Below are 20,342 nucleotides of genomic sequence, written 5' to 3'. Positions count from 1 at the left end.
CGATAATTTATCGCCGCCGCGGGCGCGGCCATGATGTGTGCATCGCGGCCTTCCGGCCACGACCGTGAAGGAGCATCCATGGCCAGCCCATTGTTAGAAACCATTGCCCGCACGCGAGTCGCGCGCTTCTCCGAGCTCAAGCCTTTCAGCCTGGCGTTCGTCGATTCGCTGCTGCCCGAAGGGCGCAAGAAGAATCTCAAGGTGATCGGCCGCGGCGTGGTCGAGAACGCCGACATGCAGCCGCCCATCACCGAGGACCACGGCTTCACCATCTCCTACATCGTCGTGCCGCCCGGCGGCGGCGCGGGCCTGCACGCGCACAAGACCGCCGAGGTATTCATCCCCATCTCCGGTCCCGTGCACGTGCTGATCGGCGACGACAAGGAAGAGCTGGTGCTGCAGCCGCTGGACGTGATCTCGGTGCCGACCGGCGTGATGCGCGGCTTTCGCAACTACGGCGAGCGCGAACTGACCATGCTCGCGCTGGTGGGCGGCCATACCGGCGGCGGTTCGGTCACCTGGCACGACGAGGTGCTGAGCCGGGCGGCGGCCGAGTCGGGCCTGGCGGTGGACGAGCAAGGCAACCTGAAGCGGCTGCCCAATTTCAAGATGCCCGAGGACGTGGAAGGCTCCGTCCTCTGACATCGCCGCCATGTCCGCCGCGCGGCGGAGAGGGGAGACGATCATGAAAAAGAAAGCGCTGTTCGTTGCGGCCGCGACCTGGCCTGCCGCCGTCCTGCTGGCCTGTGCCTCGATGGCCGCCGGCGCGGCGGAAAGCTATCCGTCCAAGCCGGTGCGCGTCATCGTGCCGTTCCCGGCCGGCAGTTCGCCCGACATCGTGGCGCGCTACCTGTCGGGCAAGCTGGCCGAGCGCATGGGCCAGCCCTTCGTGGTGGACAACCGCGCGGGCGCGGGCGGCATGCTGGGCGCCGAGGCCGTGGCCAAGGCCGCGCCCGACGGCCACACCATTTTCTTCATGGTCAATTCCATCGTGACCATGAACCAGTTCATCTACAAGAAACTGCCCTACGAACCGGTCAAGGATTTCGCGCCGGTCAGCATCGTCGCGGCCGTGCCCTACGTGCTCATCGCCAACAAGGATTTCCCGCAGCGCACGCTGGCCGACCTGATCGCGGCGGCGCGCGCCAGGCCGGCGTCCATCAACTACGCCTCGATGGGCGTGGGCGGCGCCGGCCACGTCATCATGGAACTGATGACCTCGCTGGCGGGGGTGCGGCTGACGCACGTGCCCTACAAGAGCGGCGCGCTGGTCGACGTGATCGGCGGGCAGGTGCCGCTGATCTTCCAGCCCACCACCACCGCGATCGAGCAGGTCAAGGCCGGGACGGTGATCCCGCTGGGCACGACCGGCAAGAAGCGCCTGCCGGCGCTGCCCGACACGCCGGCCATCGCCGAGGTCGTGCCCGGCTTCGAGGCCGACGGCTGGCAGGGCGTGGAGGCGCCGGCGGGCACGCCGCCCGCGGTGATCGAGCGCCTGAACAAGGAGATCGCGGCGGTGCTGGCGCTGCCCGAGACCGCGGGCCGGTTCGACGCGCTGGGCATCCAGGCCTGGCCCACCACGCCGGCGGAGATGGGGCGGATCATCGCCGCCGATATCGACAAGTGGGGCGGCGTCATCCGCCGCGCCGGCATCGATTGACCCTCTGCGCGCGCAGGGGATTTTTCACCAGGATGGAGCGGATATGGCGAAGGCGGCGGGACGTGCCGGCATGGACGAGGCCGAATGGGCGACGCGGGTGGACCTGGCCGCGTGCTACCGGCTGGTGGCGCACTTCAGGATGGACGACCTGATCTACAACCACATCTCGGCCCGCGTGCCGGGCGCGCACGGGCATTTCCTGATCAATCCCTATGGCATGGCCTACGAGGAGATCACGGCATCCAGCCTGATCAAGATCGACCTGGACGGCAACGTGGTGGACGACGGCGGCCAGGACTACGGCGTGAACCATGCCGGCTTCGTGATCCATTCGGCCGTGCACCGCGCCCGGCCCGAGGTCGATTGCGTGATCCATACCCACACGCCCGCCGGCATGGCCGTCTCGGCGCTGGAATGCGGCCTCCTGCCGCTGTCCCAGACCGCGATGTTCTTCGGCAAGGTGGCCATGCACGAGTACGAGGGCGTGGTGGTGGACCTGGGCGAACAGCAGCGCCTGGTCGCCGACCTGGGCGACAGCCAGGCGATGATCCTGCGCAACCACGGCCTCCTGACCGTCGGACCGTCCATCGCCGAGGCCTTCACCGCCATGTACTGGCTGGAACGCGCCTGCCAGGCCCAGGCGATGGCCATGGCCTGCAACGCCCCGCTGCACCTGCCCGCCCCGGCCGTGGTCGAGCTGACCAACCACCTCTACAAACCCACCACCCGCCGCCCCTTCGGCCTGCTCGAATGGCCCGCCCTGCTGCGCCTGTTGGACCGCCGCGACGATTCGTATCGGTTGTAGACCCCCTAAGCCCTTACGGGCGCCCCAGGGGGCGGCCTGGCGGACCGGCGAAGCGGGATCCGCGGTGCCCTGGATCAAGGCAAGTTTGAACCTTTCGGGTAAACCCGCTATACTCGTATGGTTTGTCGGAAAGCAGGTCTTGAAAAGGTGCAAGTCGTCCGATGAAGACGGTCGAAGACGATCCGCGCCCTTCAGATGCATACGGAAAAGCGGCCAGCAAAAGCGGAGCCAAGGGGACTGCGCAGCAGGAGACATCCAGCGCGCGCGACCACAGGGAGGCCGGCGAACCCGATCCATGGGGTTGGGAAGCCCGCGACGCCGAGCGTCTGCGTTCCAATGAACAGGTAGAACCGCTTCGGCTTACCGAGGCAGAACGGACGATATTGCGTCGGCAGGCCGTGCGGGACTTGCTGCATGCGATAATTGTTCAGGTTGCTGTCAGCATCGTGGTCGCCGTGCTGGCCTATGTGGTGTCAGGGAGCGCCGCAGGGCTGTCGGCGCTGGCCGGTGCCGCGGCATACGTCATTCCCAACGCCTTGTTCGCATTCAGGCTGATTCTGAGTGTGCAGAAGCCGGGGGGAGCAAACCCCGCAATGTTTTTCTTCGGCGAGTTCTTCAAGATCGCCGTCGCTGTCGTGTTCATCGTCGCAGCGGCGAAGTTCGGTCGTGAATGGCTCGTGTGGCCCGCCTTCCTGGCGGGCTTGGTGTGTGCGCTCAAAAGCCAGTGGCTGGTACTGGCTTTCGGCAAGAAAATGGATTGAAGATGGCGGCGCGTGCGGGAAACCCCGGCCGGCATCGCGAGAATTTCAAAATCAGGTCGTAGGATAGAAACCCCCGATATGGCTTCCACCACAGCGCCGACCGCGTCCGAGTACATCGTCCATCACCTGGGACACCTGAACAACACCGGACACAAGCAGTCCCTCATCGCCGACTTCTCGGTCGTCAACTACGACACGCTTTTCTGGTCCATCTCCATGGGCCTCGTGGTCGTGTTCCTGATGTGGCTGGGCGCCCGCCGCGCCACCGCCGGCGTGCCGGGCAAGATGCAGGCCTTCGTCGAGATCCTGGTCGAGTGGGTGGACGAGGAAGCCAAGGGCATCGTCCACAACGCCAAGTCCCGCCTGTTCGTCGCGCCGCTGGCGCTGACCGTGTTCATGTGGATCGTCTTCATGAACGCCCTCGACCTGCTGCCGGTCGACCTGCCCCATTACCTGTTCAGCCTGGTCGGGCTGGACGACGTCATCCACTACCACCGCATCGTGCCCACGGCCGACCTGAACGCGCCTATCGGCATGTCCATGGGCGTGCTGCTGCTGATGTTCTACTACGGCATCAAGATCAAGTCGCCCGGCGGTTTCGTCAAGGAACTGTTCACCGCGCCTTTCCATGCCCATGGCATCGGCGCGCTGCTGCTGGCCCCCTTCAATTTCCTGCTGAACATCATCGAATACGCCGCCAAGATGGTTTCGCTGGGCATGCGGCTGTTCGGCAACATGTTCGCCGGCGAACTGATCTTCATGCTGATCGCCATGCTGGGCGGCGCGTGGGCCGGCCTGAACGCTACCAGCGTGGCGCTGGGTGTCGGCCACATCCTTGCCGGATCGGTCTGGGCCATCTTCCACATCCTGATCGTCGTGCTCCAGGCTTTCATCTTCATGATGCTGACCCTGGTGTACATCGGCCAGGCCCACGAAGGCCACTGATCTCGAGGGTTCTTGGGAATACCGGGCGCGGTCGGTACTGCCGCGATCCGTAGCAGGTTTGCAGTATCCGTCGTTCAATTATCAACATAACTAGTCGTTTTACGATTCATATCAAGGAGTTGTCATGACCAACGTCGCTCTCGTCGCTCTCGCTTGCGGTCTGATCATCGGTCTGGGTGCCATCGGCGCTTGCCTGGGAATCGCGATCGTCGGTGGCAAGTACATCGAAGCTTCGGCTCGCCAGCCCGAGCTGATGAACCCCCTGCAAACCAAGCTGTTCCTGCTGGCCGGCCTGATCGACGCGGCCTTCCTGATCGGCGTGGGTATCGCCATGCTGTTCGCCTTCGCGAACCCGTTCGTCGGCTAAGACCTCTATTCGACATGACCGCTCCGTGACGCGGCCACAGCCCCCGTCACGGATGATGTTCTTTTCCGAATAAGGAAACACCGTGAATCTGAACGCGACACTCGTCTTCCAGATGCTCGTGTTCTTCATTCTGGCGTGGTTCACGATGAAGTTCGTGTGGCCGCCTCTGATGAAGTCCATCGAAGAGCGCCGTCTGAAGATCGCCGAAGGCCTTGCCTCGGCCGAGAAAGGCAAGGCAGAACTGGTGCAGGCCGAGGCCCGCATCGGTCAGATCGAAGCCGCTGCCAAGTCCGAGAACCAGGCTCGCCTGGCTCAGGCCGAGAAGCAGGCCGCTGCCTTGATCGAGCAAGCCCGCAAGGACGCCGAGGCCGAACGCGCCCGCATTCTCGAGCAAGCCCGCCAGGAAGCGCAGCAGGAAGCCCAGCGCGCCCGTGAAGGTTTGCGCGACGCCGTGGCGCAACTGGCCGTGAAGGGCGCCGAGGAAATCCTCAAGCGCGAAGTCAACGCCCAGGTGCATGCCGAGCTGCTCGGCCAGCTGAAGGCGCAGTTGTAATGAAGAACCCGCGCGGGTGGCACGAGCAACGCGTGCCGCTCACGCGTTTGCGAATCACCTCGCCAACCGTATCAGGCATCGAGAGCCACCATGGCTGAACTGTCCACCATCGCCCGGCCATACGCTGAAGCGCTGTTCGGCGTCGCCCGTGCAGATAGCGCAGGCCTTGCCGCCTGGGCCGAGCTTGTCGCCGAAATGGCGCAGGCGGCCGCGCACCCCGAGGTGCGCAGCGCCATCGCCGATCCCAAGCTCGACAACGCACAGCGAGTCGAATTGTTCACGGCCACGCTGAAGACGCCGCTTTCGTCCGCCGCGCGCAATTTCGTGACGCTGTTGGTCGAAAACGGCCGTCTGCTGCTGCTGCCCGAGATCGCATCGCAATTCCTGTGGCTCAAGAACCGCCACGAAGGTAGCGCCGATGCCGATATCGCCAGCGCCTTCGCGTTGACCGATGCCCAGGTTGCCGACCTGGTCGCCGGGCTGGAAAAGAAATTCGGCGTGAAGATCAAGCCCACCGTCCGGGTCGACGCTTCGCTGATCGGCGGCGTGCGAGTGGCCGTCGGGGATCAGGTGCTCGATACCTCCGTGCGTGCGCAGCTTGATCGCATGCGCGACGCGCTCGTCGCATAGTTCGGTCGCTGCGCACACATCGGCACCGAGAGAAAGGATTCCAGGAGTCAACCATGCAACTCAATCCGTCTGAGATCAGCGAATTGCTCAAGAGCCGCATCGAAGGCCTGAGCAACTCTGCTGACATCCGTACCCAAGGCACGGTCGTGTCCGTGACCGACGGTATCACCCGCATCCACGGCCTGTCGGACGTGATGCAGGGCGAAATGCTCGAGTTTCCCAACAACACCTTCGGCATGGCGCTCAACCTCGAGCGCGACTCCGTCGGCGCCGTGATTCTCGGCGACTACACCCACATCTCGGAAGGCGATACGGTCAAGTCGACCGGCCGCATCCTGGAAGTGCCGGTCGGTCCGGAACTGAAGGGCCGCGTGGTCGACGCGCTGGGCCAGCCGATCGACGGCAAGGGTCCGGTCAACGCCAAGGCCACCGACGTGATCGAGAAGGTCGCCCCGGGCGTGATCGCGCGCAAGTCGGTGTCGCAGCCGGTGCAGACCGGCCTGAAGGCCATCGACGCCATGGTGCCCATCGGCCGCGGTCAGCGCGAGCTGATCATCGGCGACCGCCAGACCGGCAAGACCGCCGTCGCCGTCGATACCATCATCAGCCAGAAGGGCAAGGGCCTGACCTGCGTGTACGTGGCGATCGGCCAGAAGGCCTCGACCATCAACAACGTGGTCCGCAAGCTCGAAGAGCACGGCGCGCTGGAGTACACCATCGTCGTGGCCGCCTCGGCCTCGGAATCGGCCGCGATGCAGTACATCGCCGCCTACTCCGGCTGCACGATGGGCGAATACTTCCGTGATCGCGGCGAAGACGCCCTGATCATCTATGACGACCTGACCAAGCAAGCCTGGGCCTATCGCCAGGTCTCGCTGCTGCTGCGCCGCCCGCCCGGCCGCGAAGCCTACCCCGGCGACGTGTTCTACCTGCACTCGCGCCTGCTGGAACGTGCCGCTCGCGTCAACGAAGAGTACGTCGAGAAGTTCACCGACGGCGCCGTGAAGGGCAAGACCGGTTCGCTGACCGCGCTGCCCATCATCGAAACGCAGGCCGGCGACGTGTCCGCCTTCGTTCCGACCAACGTGATCTCGATCACCGACGGCCAGATCTTCCTGGAATCGGACCTGTTCAACGCCGGTATCCGCCCCGCCATCAACGCCGGTATCTCGGTGTCGCGCGTGGGTGGCGCCGCCCAGACCAAGGTCATCAAGAAGCTGTCCGGCGGTATCCGTACCGACCTGGCCCAGTACCGTGAACTGGCTGCCTTCGCGCAGTTCGCTTCCGACCTGGACGAATCGACCCGTCGCCAGCTCGAGCGCGGCCGCCGCGTGGTGGAACTGCTCAAGCAGCCCCAGTACCAGCCGCTGCAGGTCTGGGAACTGGCCGTCTCGCTGTTCGCCGCCAACAACGGCTACATCGACGACGTCGAGGTCAAGGACGTCCTGGCGTTCGAAAAGGCGCTGAAGGAATACCTGAAGTCCAAGTACGACGCGCTGGTCGGCCGTATCGAGGACACCAAGGAACTGTCCAAGGACGACGAAGCCGCGCTGCACGAAGCAGTGAAGGATTTCAAGAAGAACGGAGCCTTCTGAAGCAGGGTACACGGGGCGCCGCTCGGCGCCTCTCTGTGAACACTGACAGGGGAAGATAGATGCCCGGAATCAAGGAAATCCGAACCAAGATCAAGAGCGTGCAAAACACGCGCAAGATCACCAAGGCGATGGAAATGGTCGCCGCGTCCAAGATGCGCAAGGCGCAGGACCGGATGCGCACGGCCCGTCCGTATGCCGACAAGGTGCGCAACATTGCCGCGCACATGGCGCAAGCCAATCCCGACTACGAACACGCCTACCTGGCCAAGCGCGACGACATCAAGGCCGCCGGCTTGATCGTGGTCACGACCGACAAGGGCCTGTGCGGCGCGCTGAACACCAACATCCTGCGCGCGGTGCTCAATCGCCTGAAGGACTCGGAAGCGAAGGGCATCAAGGTCCAGACCACGGCCATTGGCAACAAGGGTCTGGGCTTCCTGACCCGTCTGGATGCCAACGTCGTGTCCCAGGCGGTGCAACTGGGCGACGCGCCCAACCTCGAACGCCTGATCGGCGCGATCAAGGTTCAGCTGGACGCGTATGCCGAAGGCAAGGTCGACGTGGTGTACCTCGCGTACAACCGCTTCATCAACACGATGAAGCAGGAGCCCGTGATCGAGCAGTTGCTGCCGCTGTCGGCCGAGCGTTTCGCGCAGACCGAGGAAGAGAAGAAGGCCTACTCGTGGGACTACATCTACGAACCCGATGCCAAGTCGGTCGTCGATGAACTCCTGCTGCGCTACGTCGAAGCGCTGGTGTACCAAGCCGTTGCCGAAAACATGGCGTCCGAGCAGTCCGCCCGGATGGTGGCCATGAAGGCTGCATCGGACAACGCCAAGAAGGTGATCGGCGATCTGCAGCTGGTCTACAACAAGACCCGCCAGGCGGCCATCACCAAGGAAATTTCGGAAATCGTGGGCGGTGCGGCGGCGGTGTAAGCCGGCGCGACGCCTTAAAGAATCAGGAATCGAGGAATCGATATGAGCAACGGAACCATCGTTCAGTGCATCGGTGCCGTGGTGGACATCCAGTTCCCCCGCGACAGCATGCCCAAGATCTACGAGGCCCTTACGCTGGCCGACGAGAGCTCGGCTTTTGCCGAGAAGGGCCTGACGTTCGAAGTGCAGCAGCAGCTCGGTGACGGCGTCGTCCGTACCATCGCCATGGGCTCGTCCGACGGCCTGCGCCGCGGCATGGCCGTGGCCGCCAGCGGCGCGCCCATCTCGGTGCCCGTGGGCACCGGCACGCTGGGCCGCATCATGGACGTGCTGGGTCGTCCCATCGACGAAGCCGGCCCGATCAAGTCGGAAGAGCGCCGCGCCATCCACCAGGACGCGCCCAAGTTCGACGAGCTGTCGCCCTCCGTGGAACTGCTCGAGACCGGCATCAAGGTTATCGACCTGGTGTGCCCGTTCGCCAAGGGCGGCAAGGTCGGCCTGTTCGGCGGCGCCGGCGTGGGCAAGACCGTGAACATGCTCGAGCTCATCAACAACATCGCCAAGCAGCACAGCGGCCTGTCGGTGTTCGCGGGCGTGGGCGAGCGGACTCGCGAAGGCAACGACTTCTACCACGAAATGGCGGAAGCGGGCGTCATCAACCTGGACAAGATCGAAGAGTCCAAGGTGGCGATGGTGTTCGGCCAGATGAACGAGCCCCCGGGCAACCGTCTGCGCGTGGCGCTGTCGGGCCTGACGATGGCCGAGAAGTTCCGCGACGAAGGCCGCGACATCCTGTTCTTCGTCGACAACATCTACCGCTACACGCTGGCCGGTACCGAAGTGTCCGCGCTGCTGGGCCGCATGCCCTCCGCCGTGGGCTACCAGCCGACGCTGGCCGAGGAAATGGGCAAGCTGCAAGAGCGCATCACCTCGACCAAGACCGGCTCGATCACGTCGATCCAGGCCGTGTACGTGCCTGCGGATGACTTGACCGACCCGTCGCCCGCCACGACCTTCCTGCACCTGGACTCGACCGTCGTGCTGTCGCGTGACATCGCCGCGCTGGGTATCTACCCCGCCGTCGACCCGCTCGACTCCACCAGCCGCCAGCTCGACCCGCAGATCGTGGGCGAAGAGCACTACGCCGTCGCCCGTGGCGTGCAGCAGACGCTGCAGCGCTACAAGGAACTGCGCGACATCATCGCGATCCTGGGCATGGACGAACTGTCGCCGGAAGACAAGCAGGCCGTGGGCCGCGCCCGCAAGATCCAGCGCTTCCTGTCGCAGCCCTTCCACGTGGCCGAAGTGTTCACGGGTTCGCCCGGCAAGTACGTGCCGCTGAAGGAAACCATCCGTGGCTTCAAGATGATCGTCGAAGGCGAGTGCGACGCGCTGCCCGAGCAGGCATTCTACATGGTCGGCACGATCGACGAAGCGTTCGAGAAAGCCAAGAAGTTGTGACCCCCCCTACGCCCTGACGGGCGCCCCCCAGGGGGCGGTGCTGGCGGACCGGCGGAGCCGGATCCGCGGCACCCTGGGTCTGGTCGGGGTGTCTTGGGTTGGGGTGCTGGGGCTGCGCGAAGCGCAGCACAGGAGAATTGAGTATGGCAACTATTCATGTGGATGTCGTCAGTGCTGAGGCGTCGATCTTCGCCGGTGAGGCGAACTTCGTTGCGCTGCCTGGCGAGTCGGGCGAGCTGGGCATACTGCCCGGGCACACGCCGCTGATCTCGCGTATCCGTCCGGGTACGGTGAAGATCTCGCGCGCGGACAACGGCGAGGAAGAGCACATCTTCGTGGCCGGCGGTCTGCTCGAGATCCAGCCGGGTACCGTGACGGTGCTGGCCGATACGGCCATCCGCAGCCACGACCTGGACGAGGCCAAGGCCGAGCAGGCGCGCAAGGCGGCGGAAGAAGCGCTGCGCAATGCCAAGGACAAGGCCGAAGTGGCCGTGGTCGAGGCCGAACTGGCGATGCTGGCGGCGCAGCTGGCCGCCATCCGCAAGCTGCGGGGTGGCCGGAGTTAAACGGGTCCCCCCTGCGCGCTGACGCGCGCCCCGCAAGGGGGCGATGCGGGTGGACCGGCGAAGCCGGATCCGCCGCATCCTGGGTCTAGGCCAGGGTGTGGTGTTGGATGTGAGTCGCGGTGTCCTGAGGGCACCGCGATTTTTTTATGGGCGGGCGTTGGCGGGCAGGGCGGCGTTCAGCAGTTGTTCGGCGGTGGCGCGGGCGGCGTCGGCCGCTTTGACGTTCGCGTCGACGTGGCTCGAGACCGTGGCGCCGTCGTAAAGCAGCATCAACTGACAGGCCAGCGCTTCGGGATCGGCTGCGCCGGCTTCGCGGGCCAGGCTGACAAACAGGTCGCGCAGCCAGCTTCGAGCGGTGTCACAGGCTTCCCGGATGCCGGCGCTGGGCGCCGCTTCGGCGGCCGCGCGGCTGAACGGACAGCCCCGGAAGCGGGGGCCCGACGCGGCTTCCCGCATGATGTCGAAGACGCCCAACAGGCGCTCGCGCGGGCCGGCATAGGTGGCCAGGCGGTCGGCGATACGCAGCTTGCGCGCCTCGTGGCGGGCCAGCAGGTAGGCCTGGATCAGGGCCTCCTTGCTGCCGAAGGTGTCGTACAGCGAGGCCTTGGCCACGCCGGCGCGCTCGATGACCCGGTCGATGCCGACCGTGTGGATGCTCCCTTCATAGAACAGCTCGTCCGCGGCGTCGAGCAGGCGTTGACGCGCGGAACGGCGCGCTTCGGGGCTTTTTGTCGTATTCATGGTCATGTCTTGACATTACCAGACAGGTCTGTACACTTCAAGCAAATCAGACAGACCTGTCTGTTTAATGTTCCCCGGATCCCGCCCCATGACCTGCGCTTCCCCCGCCAAGGCCGTCCCCGCCCCTGTTTCCGCCTGCCCCCAGGTTGCCGGGCGCCTGTCGCCGCGCTTCAGTTTCCATCTGCTGGCATCGATCACATTGGCGTTCCTGGCGGGGTCGGCGGCGCCGACCCCGCTATACGCGATCTATCAGCAGCAATGGGGCTTCTCCACCACCATGCTGACCGTGGTGTTCGGCAGCTACGCCCTGGCCGTGCTGGCGGCGCTGCTGGTGGCGGGACGCCTGTCGGACCACATCGGCCGGCGGCCCGTGCTCATGGCCGCCGCCGTCGCGCAGGCCGCGGCCATGGTGGTCTTCGCCACCGCCGGCGGGCTGTCCGACCTGCTGGCGGGCCGCATCGTCCAGGGGCTCTCGGCCGGTGCCGCCATCGCGGCCGTGGGCGCCGGCATGCTGGACATCGACAAGACGCGCGGCGCATTGGCCAATGCGCTGGCGCCCATGCTGGGCACGGGTACGGGGGGCATCGTCGCCGGGCTGATGGTGCAGTACCTGCCCGCCCCCACGCATCTCGTCTATGTGGTCTTGGGCGTGATCTTCGTGCTGCAGGGCGTGGGCGTCTACTTCATTGCCGAGACCGCGCGGCGGCGGCCGGGCGCCTGGGCCTCGCTCAAGCCCAGTTTCGCGCTGCCGCCGGAAGTGCGGATGCCGCTGCTGCTGGCGGCGCCCGCCGTGGTGGCCGTGTGGGGCCTGGGCGGCTTCTATGCGTCGCTCGGGCCCACGCTGTTGCGCAGCCTGGTGGGTTCGGGATCCAGCCTGCTGGGTGGGCTGGCCCTGTTCATCATGGCCGGTGGCGGCGTCGTCGCGGTGGTCCTGCTGCGCGATCGCTCCGCCCGCTTCCTGTCGCGCCTGGGCGCGCTGGCCCTGATGGCCGGCATGGCCCTCGTGCTGGCCGCGCTGTCGCTGCATTCGGTGGCGCTGTTCATGGTGGGCACCGCGATCGCCGGCATGGGCTTCGGCACGGGTTTCCAGGGCGCACTGCGCAACGTGATCGCGCCGCTGCCGCCCACCGGCCGCGCGGGCGTGCTGTCGGTCCTGTTCGTGGTGTCGTATCTGGCCATGGGCGTACCCGCCATCCTGGCCGGCTACGACGTGGCGCTGCGCGGAGACATCGTCTCCACCTCGCGCGAGTTCGGCGCGGCCGTCCTGCTGCTGGCGGCGCTGGCCTGGCTGGGTACAGGGAAGGCGCAGCCTGCGCGCGCAAGGGCATGAAAAATCGGCACGCATTCGCTGCGTGCCGAGAAGCGACGCACGGCACACTACTTGCTGGCATGGCGCCCGACTCGACCAAGAAGAGGCCTCCATGCTGGCATCCCTACCCCTGGACTTCCTGCCCGAAGCGCTGCGCCCCTGGTTCGTGCTGACGGTCGCGATGGTGCTGGCCGTCGCCGTCGCGCTGGTCATCCACCGGATAGGCTTCCTGATCCTGCGGCGCATCACCGCGCCGCGTCCCTATCTTCACGCGATGGTGGTCGGTGCGTGCACCGCCAGCCAGTTCGTGGCGGCGCTGCTGGCGCTGCGGGTGGTGCTGACCGGGACTCCGGAGGACATGCCCTATACCCGAGGCATTTCCTACGTCGTCACCGTCATGCTGATCGTATGCGTGACCTGGCTGGCCAACAGCTGCATCAAGTCGCTGAGCGACACGGCCATTCGCCTCAATCCCTATGACGTGGCCGACAACCTGCTCGCGCGCCGCAAGCTGACGCAGACCCGCGTGCTGGCCCGCAGCGCCCACGCCATCGTGTTGCTGCTGGGGCTCTCGTTCGTGCTGCTGACGCTGCCGGGCGCGCGCCAGTTGGGCGCGAGCCTGCTGGCCTCGGCCGGGGTGGCCGGCCTGGTCGCCGGTATCGCGGCGCGGCCGGTGCTGGGCAATTTCATTGCCGGCCTGCAGATCGCCTTCACCCAGCCGATACGCATCGACGACGTGCTGATCGTCAATGGCGAATGGGGCCGGGTCGAGGAGATCACCGGCACTTTCGTCGTGGTGCGCATCTGGGACGAGCGGCGCATGATCGTGCCCCTGCAATGGTTCATCGAGAATCCCTTCGAGAACTGGACACACCGTACCGCGTCGCTGCTGGGCACGGTGTTCCTGTGGCTGGATTTCTCGGTGCCGCTGGAGCCGATACGCAAGGAGTTCGAGCGGCTGTGCAAGGCTTCGCCGCTGTGGGATACGCGGGTGGCGGCGGTGCAGGTCACCGATACCAGTGATCGCGCCATGCAGGTCCGCTTCCTGGTCAGCGCCGCCAACTCGGGCAATGCGTTCGAGCTGCGCTGCCTGGTGCGCGAAGGCCTGATCGCCTTCATCGCCGCGCATCATGCGGAGGGTTTGCCGCGCATACGCGCGAACGTCGAGGGCGAAACCACGGATCCGCCGCCCCCGCGCGTGGTGCCGGTCTGACGCCCGGCTCGCCCGGTTTCAGGCCGGCCGGCCCCGCAGCGAGCCTTCGATTTCCCGCGCGTGCTCGTGCAGGCTGCGGGCCAGCGAGGCCACGCGTTCTTCCCGCATGCGGTCGTCGATGGCGGCCACGCTGATGGCGGCGATGGGCCGGCCGAGCGTGTCGCGTATGGGCACGCCGGCCGCGGTGACGCCCAGGGTGACGCGGTTGCGGATCAGCGAGTGGCCCTGGCGCCGGCACGCGTCGATGGCGGCACGCAGGTCGGCCTCGGTCAAGCGGCCTTCCTCGCAGATGCGGCGGCCATCGGTGGCGATGATGTCCTCGCGCTCGGCGTCGGGCAGGAAAGCCAGGATGGCCAGTCCGCCCGCGCCCAGCCCCAGCGGCCGGCGGCTGCCTATGGACAGGGTGTTGACCCGGATCGGCGACGGTCCTTCATGCCGCGCCTCGCACACGGATTCGCTGCCGCTGCGCACCGACAGATAGACCGTGTCGCCGACTTCTTCGGCCAGCCTGGACAGGCTGGCGCGGCAATGCTCGCGCAGGTCGTAGGCGGCCATGGCGGCGAGTCCCAGCTCGAAGGCCAGCGGGCCCAGCGCGTACCACTTGTCGGATTCCTTCTGGACGACCAGGCGCTCGTGCATGAGGCGGCGCAGCAAGCGATGCACGGTGGAATGCGGCAGGGCCGTGGCTTCGGCCAGTTGCGTGAGGGCCCGGCCCCGCTTGCCGGCCGTGGCCAGCAGCTTCAACAACTGCACTGCGCGTTCGATGCCGCCGGGTTCCGCCGTGGTGCTGCCGCTGGCCATAAGTCGTGTCCATTCAGTGGAAATGCGGGTACCCGCCGATCTGGCCAATCATATATTGCCCTTCACGGTGCAACCGGGATTTTCCGGCCAACGGAAAGCACTGCAAGAACAAGGAGGAGACCCCATCATGTACGGACGGATCATCGGCGCGGTTTGCGCGGCCGCATTGGCCGGCGCGGCGGGCGCGGCCTATCCGGAGCGGCCCATACAACTCATTCACGGCTTCGGCGCGGGCGGCAATGCCGACACCGTGTCGCGGCTGGTGGCTCGCCACCTGCAGGCGGCGCTGGGCCAGCCGGTGGTGGTGGAAATCAAGAGCGGCGCCGGCGGCGTGGTCGCGTCCAGCTACGTGGCCAAGGCCGAACCCGACGGCTACACGCTGGTAATGCTGACCGGCGGCCATACGGTTTCGGCCGCGGTGAACAAGTCGCTGCCCTACGATCCGGTCGCGGATTTCCAGCCGATTTCCACCGTGACCGCGTTTCCGTTCGTGGTCAGCGTCAAGGCCGACAACCCGGCGCGCACGCTGGCCGACCTGCTGGGGACGGCACGCGCCAAGCCGGGCACGGTGTCTTTCTCCTCGGTGGGCGTGGGCTCGACCCAGCACCTGACCGGCGAATTGCTGGCCGCCACGGCGGGCGTGCAGATGCTGCACGTGCCGTATCGCGGCGGCGCGGCGCCCGTGCAAGCCGTGCTGGCCGGCGACGTGGATGTGCTGGTGGATACCGCCACGGTGGCCGCGCCGCAGCTCAAGGCGGGCACGATGCGCGCGCTGGCCATCACCAGCTCCAAGCCGTGGCCGTTGCTGCCTGGCGTGCCCGTCGCGGCCGACACCGTGCCGGGGTTCCAGGTGTATTCGTGGCTGGGCATCGCGGCGCCGGCCAGGACCCCCGGACCCGTCGTCGACCGGCTGCACGCCGCGCTGGCGGCCATGCTGCTGGACCCCGCGTTCCGCAAGGCCGTCAACGACATAGGCAGCGAGCCCAGCGGCAGCAGCCCGGCCCAGATGCGGACCATGATCGAGTCGGAAATCACGCGCTGGAAGAAGGTCGTCCAGCAAGCGAACATCGCCGCGAATTGAACAGGGAGCAGGCAAGGATGGACAGGGCAGCCGCGGCGGAGCCGCAGTACCAGAGCGGATTCGGCAATGAGTTCGCGACCGAGGCCAGCCCGGGCGTGCTGCCCGTGGGCCGCAACTCGCCGCAACGGGTGGCGCATGGCCTGTACGCGGAACTGATCTCGGGCACGGCTTTCACGGCGCCGCGCGCCGTGAACCTGCGTACCTGGACCTACCGGCTGCGGCCCTCCGCCGCGCACGGCAAGGCCCATGCGGTAGCGCATCCGTGCTGGCTGACCGCTCCCTTCACCGAGGTGGCCGCGCCGGCCAACCGGCTGCGGTGGAACGCCTGGCCGGAGCCGGCGCCCGGCACGGACTTCGTCGACGGCATCGTGACCGTGGCGGGCAACGGCAGCGCCGAGACCCAGAGCGGCACCGCCGTCCACGTCTATCGCGCCAATGCGTCCATGCGCGACCGCTACCTGATGAACGCCGATGGCGAAATGCTGGTGGTTCCGCAGTCGGGTGCGCTCGACGTCCATACCGAAATGGGCCGCCTGCGGGTGGCGCCCGGCGAGATCCTGCTGCTGCCGCGCGGCGTGCATTGCCGCATCGACGTGCCCGACGGCGCCGCGCGCGGCTACCTGTGCGAGAACTACGGCGCGCCGTTCAGGCTGCCCGAACTGGGGCCCCTGGGTTCCAACGGCCTGGCCAATCCGCGCGACTTTCTGGCGCCGGTCGCCGCCTGCGAACCCGCGACGGGGCCGGTGCGCATCCTGCGCAAGTTCCTGGGCGGCTTCTGGGAGCTGGAGCGCGCGTCGTCGCCGCTGGACGTGGTGGCCTGGCACGGCAACCTGGCGCCCTACAAGTACGACCTGGCGCATTTCATGGCCGTGGGCAGCATCACTTTCGACCATCCCGATCCGTCCATCAATACCGTGCTGACCTCGCCGTCGGAAATCGGCGGCACCGCCAATTGCGACTTCGTGATCTTTCCGCCGCGCTGGCTGGTCATGGAGGACACCTTTCGCCCACCCTGGTTCCACCGCAACGTGATGAGCGAGCTGATGGGACTGGTACGCGGCGTCTACGATGCCAAGGCCGAGGGCTTCGTGCCGGGCGGGATCAGCCTGCACAACTGCATGCTGCCGCACGGCCCCGATGCCGCCACCTTCGAACGGGCCAGCACGGAAGCGCTGGCGCCGCGTCGTCTGGAAGACACCATGGCTTTCATGTTCGAGAGCCGCCACGTGTTCCGCCCGACGGCGCAGGCGCTGGCCGCGCCCAACCTGCAACCGGACTATGACGAGGTCTGGCGCGGGTTCCAGTCCGGCAATCCCGCCTAGGGCCTGTTCATCATCTTGGCGCCGGCAAGGGGCCGCGCGCCGCACTCTTGGAGAAGCTGGAATGAAATTGGCATCGCAACGCGCGGGGCGCGACGGCGCATTGCTCGTGGTCAGCCGCGATCTCGCCACGGCGGTGAGCGCGGCCGGCATCGCGCCCACGCTGCAATCGGCGCTGGACGACTGGGAGCGCGCCCGCCCACGCCTGCAGGCCCTGTACGACGACCTGAACGCCGGCCGCGCCGCCGGCGCCTTCGCGCTGGACCTGGGCACGCTGGCCGCGCCGCTGCCGCGCGCCTACCAGTACCTGGACGGCGCGGCGTATCCCAGCCACATCCAGCGCAATCGGCAGGCGCGCGGGGAATCGGTGCCCGACGATTTCTTCCAGAAGCCGTTGATGTACCAGGGTATCTCGCACGGTTTCATGGCCTGGAACGAGGACGTGCGCCTGCCTTCGGAAGACGACGGCATCGATTTCGAGGCCGAGATCGCCGCCATTACCGGCGACGTGCCGCTGGGCGTGGACGCCGGACGCGCGTGCGAGCACATCCGCTTGTTCGTGCTGCTCAACGACATATCGCTGCGCGCCATCATTCCCGGCGAACTCAAGCGCACCTTCGGCTTCCTGGTCGGCAAGCCCGCGTCCAGCCTGGGCCCCATCGCGGTGACGCCGGACGAGCTGGGCGAGCTATGGCAGGGTGGCCTGGTGTCGGGCACCATGAAATGCTGGGTGCGCGGCGAGGAGCTGGGCAGCATCGAGACCGGCATCGACGTCGCCTTCCACTATGGGGACCTGATCGCCCACGTGGCGCAGACGCGTGCCTTCGAGGCGGGAACGCTGGTGGGCCTGGGTACGGTATCGAACGAGGATGAATCCGTGGGCGTGGGGTGCCTGGGTGAACGCCGCGCGCTGGAGACCATCCGGCACGGTGCGGCCCGGACCCCGTTCCTGAAATTCGGCGACATGGTGCGCATCGAGCACTTCGACCGCTCCGGCAACAGCGTCTTCGGCGCGATCGAGCAGCGCGTCGCGCCGCGGGTCTAGTCCTGCCGCGGGCGGGCGCCGGTCAGCGCCCGTCCTTCTTCTTCAAGCGGGTGCCGGCGGCCGGTTGCGGCGTGGCGGCCTTGCCGGCCTCGGCCTGCGGGCCGCTCGCGGCCGACGCATCCAGCGAGGCATGCAGGCCGCTGCCCCCCAGGCCCATGGACGCCGGCGTGCGCGAGCCCAGGCGCAGGCCGTTGCCGCCATAGGAGCGGGACGACGTATCGATGGAACTCTCGCGGCCGCCGGATTCGCGCAGATCGTCGGCGCGCACCGGAAGCCCCCATGACAGGGCGGTGGTCACGAGGATCAGCGATGCGGTGGAACGTAGGCTTGGCTTGGTCATGCTGGACTCCAACTCCAGACTGCTGGTCATGCAGTTTGCCGCAGAATCGGGTCCAGGACCGGCCAAGTAACAACGAATTTGTAGCAGGATATGAGCCGGCGGGCGGCTATGAAAGCCTGGTCGCCGAGTTGCGGTGGCGCAGCCGGTAAGCCCGCGGCGTGCTGCCGTAGTGCGCCCGGAACACGGCCGCGAAGCGCGAGTGGCATTGCCAGCCCGCTTCGGCCGCGATCGCCTGCACCCCCAGGCGGGTCTCGCGCAGCAGCGTGGCGGCAAGCTCCAGCCGCTGGGCGACCAGCAGGTTGTAGACCGAAAGGCCGGTGGCATCGCGCACGTGCTGCTGCAGGCGCGCGCTCGTGCAGCCGACGCGGCGCGCCAGTTCCGTGATCGTCCATGGATGGGCCGGCGCCTCGGCGATGGTTTCGCGCAATCGTGCCAGGACGGCGGCGGCATCGGCGCCGGGCGAGCGGGCAGGGCGCAGCAGGTCGTCGAATCCTTGCAGCGCGCACAGCAGCAGCTCGGTGGCGCGCGCGTGGAAGAGGGGCGCGAAGGCGGGCTGGTCGCTGCGTTCGCCGCGTATGCGTTCCAGGCAGCCCTGCAATTGCGGCGTGATGGCGGCGTTGCACAGGATGCGGCCATCGTCGCGGTCGACCATCTCGTCGAGCTGGGCGGCGGGGAGGCGCACGCCCAGGGCCTTGAGCCAGCGCGGCAAGAGGTCGCGGCGTAGCCGGAACTGCACGAAGCGGTGGGTGCGGGCCCCGGGGATGTCGATGAGGTAGCCGCCGTTGCGATTGGGCGTGCGCAGCAGCATGCGGTTCAGGCGGAAGTCGAGTTCGGGGCCGTGTTCGTCGCCGACGTGTCCGCTGACATGGCCCTCCAGGAAGAAGGTCAGCAGCAGCTCCCGGTCGGGGTCCAGCCGCACCCGCAGGCGGTCGTTCAGGCTGAAGTCGAAATACCGGGCGCTGGCGCCTTCCCACGGCAGCGTATGCAGCCGCGTGACGTGGCCGCCGCTGGGCCAGGGAACGTTGCGGCGCGATTCGCTCAGGATATCGGTCAGGGTCAGGCCGGCCGGCTCCGGCGCCGAGGGGGCCAGGATGGCGTTGAGGTCGTCTTCCCGCATCACCGGCCCCGCGATGGGGATCGGCACAGTTTGCGATTCGATCTGCATACATGGCCTCGAGCCGGAACGTTAGCATCACTGCAACTTTCCGACGGAGTGTAATGATGAACGTCCGGCATGTCAGCCGCCTGCTGCGGGCCTGCTTCGCGCTGGGGTGCGCACTGGCGGCATCGGCCGCCGCGGCGGCCGATTGGCCGGTCCGTCCGGTGCGGCTGGTGGTGCCCTTCGTGGCCGGCGGCGGCGCGGACGTCGCGGCGCGCCTGATCGCGCTCAAGGTGCAGGAACGGCTGGGGCAGCCCATCATCGTCGAGAACAAGGCGGGCGGCAATACGCTGATCGGCGTGCAGGAAGTGCTGCGCGCGCCGCCCGACGGCTACACGCTGCTGTGGTCCATCGACCAGACCTTCGTGCTCAATCCGGCGCTGTACGAAAAGCTTCCCTACGATCCGAAGAAGGATTTCACGCCGATCTCGCTGGCCGTGGTCGGTCCCAACGCGGTGGTGGCGCGCAGCCAGCCCAAGGACCCGGCCAGCGTGGCGGACCTGGTCGAGCGAGGCAAGTCGGGCGGCGCCGGCCTGAACATCGGCGCCGCGGCCATCGTCTCGCAGATCCTGGTGGACACGTTCAACGACGCGGCCGGCACGCAGGCCCGGCGCGTGCCGTTCAAGGGCAGCGCGGAAGTGGCTCAGGCGCTGATGGCGGGCACCGTCGACGCGGCCTTCGACGGGATCGCGCCCTACGCGCAGTTCGTGAAATCCGGGCGCGCGCGTTTCCTTGCGGTGAGTTCGGCGCGGCGCTTCTCGGGACTGCCCGATGTGCCCACCCTGGATGAACTGGGATTCAAGGGCATCGATATGTCGGTCTGGTTCGCCATCGTCGGACCCTCGGGCCTGCCGGCCGGCATCGCGCAGCGCGTGGCCGGCGCGGTGGAGTGGGCGGTCAGGCAGCCCGACGTGGTCGACAAGCTGCTGGCGTTCGGCTTCGAGCCGGCCCCGCGCAACGATCCCGAGACCTTGCGCCGGCAGATCTCGACCGACCTGGACCGCTACGGTCCCATCATTCGCAAGCTGGGCTTCAAGCTCGACTGAACAATCA

Annotated in this window: 22 protein-coding genes; 18 read left to right on the top strand and 4 right to left on the bottom strand. The window is 67.1% G+C overall.

From position 1 onward, the window contains the following. Window positions 1-78 precede the first annotated feature (78 nt). The 12 genes from R4823_RS27810 to R4823_RS27755 all read left to right on the top strand — a co-directional run bounded on the left by R4823_RS27810 (window position 79) and on the right by R4823_RS27755 (window position 10,281). Complete coding sequence (locus R4823_RS27810) at window positions 79-642, top strand: cupin domain-containing protein (protein WP_165963239.1); 564 nt, start codon at window positions 79-81, stop codon at window positions 640-642. Window positions 643-685: 43 nt separating this feature from the next. Continuing rightward, a complete protein-coding gene (locus R4823_RS27805) occupies window positions 686-1,660 on the top strand; it encodes a tripartite tricarboxylate transporter substrate binding protein (protein ID WP_165963238.1) in 975 nt (324 codons plus the stop codon). A gap of 43 nt (window positions 1,661-1,703) precedes the next feature. Beyond that, window positions 1,704-2,465 (top strand): class II aldolase/adducin family protein, encoded by a 762-nt coding sequence (locus R4823_RS27800; RefSeq protein WP_132980140.1) that lies wholly within the window; start codon window positions 1,704-1,706, stop codon window positions 2,463-2,465. A gap of 161 nt (window positions 2,466-2,626) precedes the next feature. Then, window positions 2,627-3,226 (top strand): ATP synthase subunit I, encoded by a 600-nt coding sequence (locus tag R4823_RS27795; RefSeq protein ID WP_132980139.1) that lies wholly within the window; start codon window positions 2,627-2,629, stop codon window positions 3,224-3,226. Window positions 3,227-3,304: 78 nt separating this feature from the next. After that, window positions 3,305-4,171, top strand: coding sequence for a F0F1 ATP synthase subunit A (atpB, locus tag R4823_RS27790; RefSeq protein ID WP_087840373.1), 867 nt, complete (start codon window positions 3,305-3,307; stop codon window positions 4,169-4,171). A 124-nt stretch (window positions 4,172-4,295) separates the two neighbouring features. Next, window positions 4,296-4,538: a F0F1 ATP synthase subunit C gene (atpE, locus tag R4823_RS27785; RefSeq protein WP_087782618.1), complete on the top strand. Its 243-nt coding sequence runs from the start codon at window positions 4,296-4,298 to the stop codon at window positions 4,536-4,538. A gap of 82 nt (window positions 4,539-4,620) precedes the next feature. Next, complete coding sequence (locus R4823_RS27780; RefSeq protein WP_087840371.1) at window positions 4,621-5,091, top strand: F0F1 ATP synthase subunit B; 471 nt, start codon at window positions 4,621-4,623, stop codon at window positions 5,089-5,091. A gap of 90 nt (window positions 5,092-5,181) precedes the next feature. Then, the gene (locus tag R4823_RS27775; RefSeq protein ID WP_087840369.1) at window positions 5,182-5,721 is read left to right on the top strand and encodes a F0F1 ATP synthase subunit delta; all 540 of its coding nucleotides are present in this window, start codon (window positions 5,182-5,184) and stop codon (window positions 5,719-5,721) included. A gap of 53 nt (window positions 5,722-5,774) precedes the next feature. Continuing rightward, on the top strand, window positions 5,775-7,316 hold the full coding sequence (gene atpA, locus R4823_RS27770; RefSeq protein WP_279816946.1) for a F0F1 ATP synthase subunit alpha: 1,542 nt from the start codon (window positions 5,775-5,777) through the stop codon (window positions 7,314-7,316). 59 nt (window positions 7,317-7,375) lie between these two features. Beyond that, the gene (gene atpG, locus R4823_RS27765; RefSeq protein ID WP_087840365.1) at window positions 7,376-8,254 is read left to right on the top strand and encodes a F0F1 ATP synthase subunit gamma; all 879 of its coding nucleotides are present in this window, start codon (window positions 7,376-7,378) and stop codon (window positions 8,252-8,254) included. 42 nt (window positions 8,255-8,296) lie between these two features. Further along, a complete protein-coding gene (gene atpD / locus R4823_RS27760; RefSeq protein ID WP_087840363.1) occupies window positions 8,297-9,715 on the top strand; it encodes a F0F1 ATP synthase subunit beta in 1,419 nt (472 codons plus the stop codon). 143 nt (window positions 9,716-9,858) lie between these two features. Continuing rightward, on the top strand, window positions 9,859-10,281 hold the full coding sequence (locus R4823_RS27755; RefSeq protein WP_338616917.1) for a F0F1 ATP synthase subunit epsilon: 423 nt from the start codon (window positions 9,859-9,861) through the stop codon (window positions 10,279-10,281). A 144-nt stretch (window positions 10,282-10,425) separates the two neighbouring features. Here R4823_RS27755 and R4823_RS27750 read toward each other — a convergent pair whose 3' ends face one another. Beyond that, window positions 10,426-11,022, bottom strand: a complete 597-nt coding sequence (locus R4823_RS27750; RefSeq protein WP_132980137.1) for a TetR/AcrR family transcriptional regulator — start codon at window positions 11,020-11,022, stop codon at window positions 10,426-10,428. An 88-nt stretch (window positions 11,023-11,110) separates the two neighbouring features. Here R4823_RS27750 and R4823_RS27745 point away from each other — a divergent pair, with 88 nt between their 5' ends. Further along, on the top strand, window positions 11,111-12,352 hold the full coding sequence (locus R4823_RS27745) for an MFS transporter (protein ID WP_087840355.1): 1,242 nt from the start codon (window positions 11,111-11,113) through the stop codon (window positions 12,350-12,352). A 91-nt stretch (window positions 12,353-12,443) separates the two neighbouring features. Next, window positions 12,444-13,544: a mechanosensitive ion channel domain-containing protein gene (locus tag R4823_RS27740; protein WP_087840354.1), complete on the top strand. Its 1,101-nt coding sequence runs from the start codon at window positions 12,444-12,446 to the stop codon at window positions 13,542-13,544. Window positions 13,545-13,562: 18 nt separating this feature from the next. Here the strand turns inward: R4823_RS27740 and R4823_RS27735 are convergent, their stop codons facing one another. Next, window positions 13,563-14,345 carry an IclR family transcriptional regulator gene (locus tag R4823_RS27735; protein ID WP_087840353.1) on the bottom strand — a complete coding sequence of 261 codons (783 nt, stop codon included), beginning with the start codon at window positions 14,343-14,345 and terminating at the stop codon, window positions 13,563-13,565. A gap of 127 nt (window positions 14,346-14,472) precedes the next feature. On the opposite strand from R4823_RS27735, the gene R4823_RS27730 reads away from it, so the two are divergent. The 3 genes from R4823_RS27730 to R4823_RS27720 all read left to right on the top strand — a co-directional run bounded on the left by R4823_RS27730 (window position 14,473) and on the right by R4823_RS27720 (window position 17,790). After that, window positions 14,473-15,426, top strand: a complete 954-nt coding sequence (locus R4823_RS27730) for a tripartite tricarboxylate transporter substrate binding protein (RefSeq protein WP_087840351.1) — start codon at window positions 14,473-14,475, stop codon at window positions 15,424-15,426. A 17-nt stretch (window positions 15,427-15,443) separates the two neighbouring features. Beyond that, window positions 15,444-16,748, top strand: coding sequence for a homogentisate 1,2-dioxygenase (hmgA, locus tag R4823_RS27725; protein WP_087840350.1), 1,305 nt, complete (start codon window positions 15,444-15,446; stop codon window positions 16,746-16,748). Between the two features lie 61 nt (window positions 16,749-16,809). Beyond that, complete coding sequence (locus R4823_RS27720; RefSeq protein ID WP_087840349.1) at window positions 16,810-17,790, top strand: fumarylacetoacetate hydrolase family protein; 981 nt, start codon at window positions 16,810-16,812, stop codon at window positions 17,788-17,790. 22 nt (window positions 17,791-17,812) lie between these two features. Here R4823_RS27720 and R4823_RS27715 read toward each other — a convergent pair whose 3' ends face one another. Together R4823_RS27715 and R4823_RS27710 are read right to left on the bottom strand one after the other, a co-directional pair. Then, on the bottom strand, window positions 17,813-18,130 hold the full coding sequence (locus R4823_RS27715; RefSeq protein ID WP_132980134.1) for a hypothetical protein: 318 nt from the start codon (window positions 18,128-18,130) through the stop codon (window positions 17,813-17,815). Between the two features lie 106 nt (window positions 18,131-18,236). Beyond that, complete coding sequence (locus R4823_RS27710; RefSeq protein WP_087840346.1) at window positions 18,237-19,295, bottom strand: AraC family transcriptional regulator; 1,059 nt, start codon at window positions 19,293-19,295, stop codon at window positions 18,237-18,239. 56 nt (window positions 19,296-19,351) lie between these two features. Here R4823_RS27710 and R4823_RS27705 point away from each other — a divergent pair, with 56 nt between their 5' ends. Then, window positions 19,352-20,335, top strand: coding sequence for a tripartite tricarboxylate transporter substrate binding protein (locus R4823_RS27705; protein ID WP_132980132.1), 984 nt, complete (start codon window positions 19,352-19,354; stop codon window positions 20,333-20,335). Window positions 20,336-20,342: the final 7 nt, after the last annotated feature.

Origin of the sequence: Pigmentiphaga sp. CHJ604, from assembly GCF_036972535.1 — a bacterium.
In the GTDB taxonomy this organism is placed as follows: domain Bacteria; phylum Pseudomonadota; class Gammaproteobacteria; order Burkholderiales; family Burkholderiaceae_B; genus Pigmentiphaga; species Pigmentiphaga daeguensis.
This window is presented reverse-complemented; position numbering and strand designations above follow the sequence as displayed.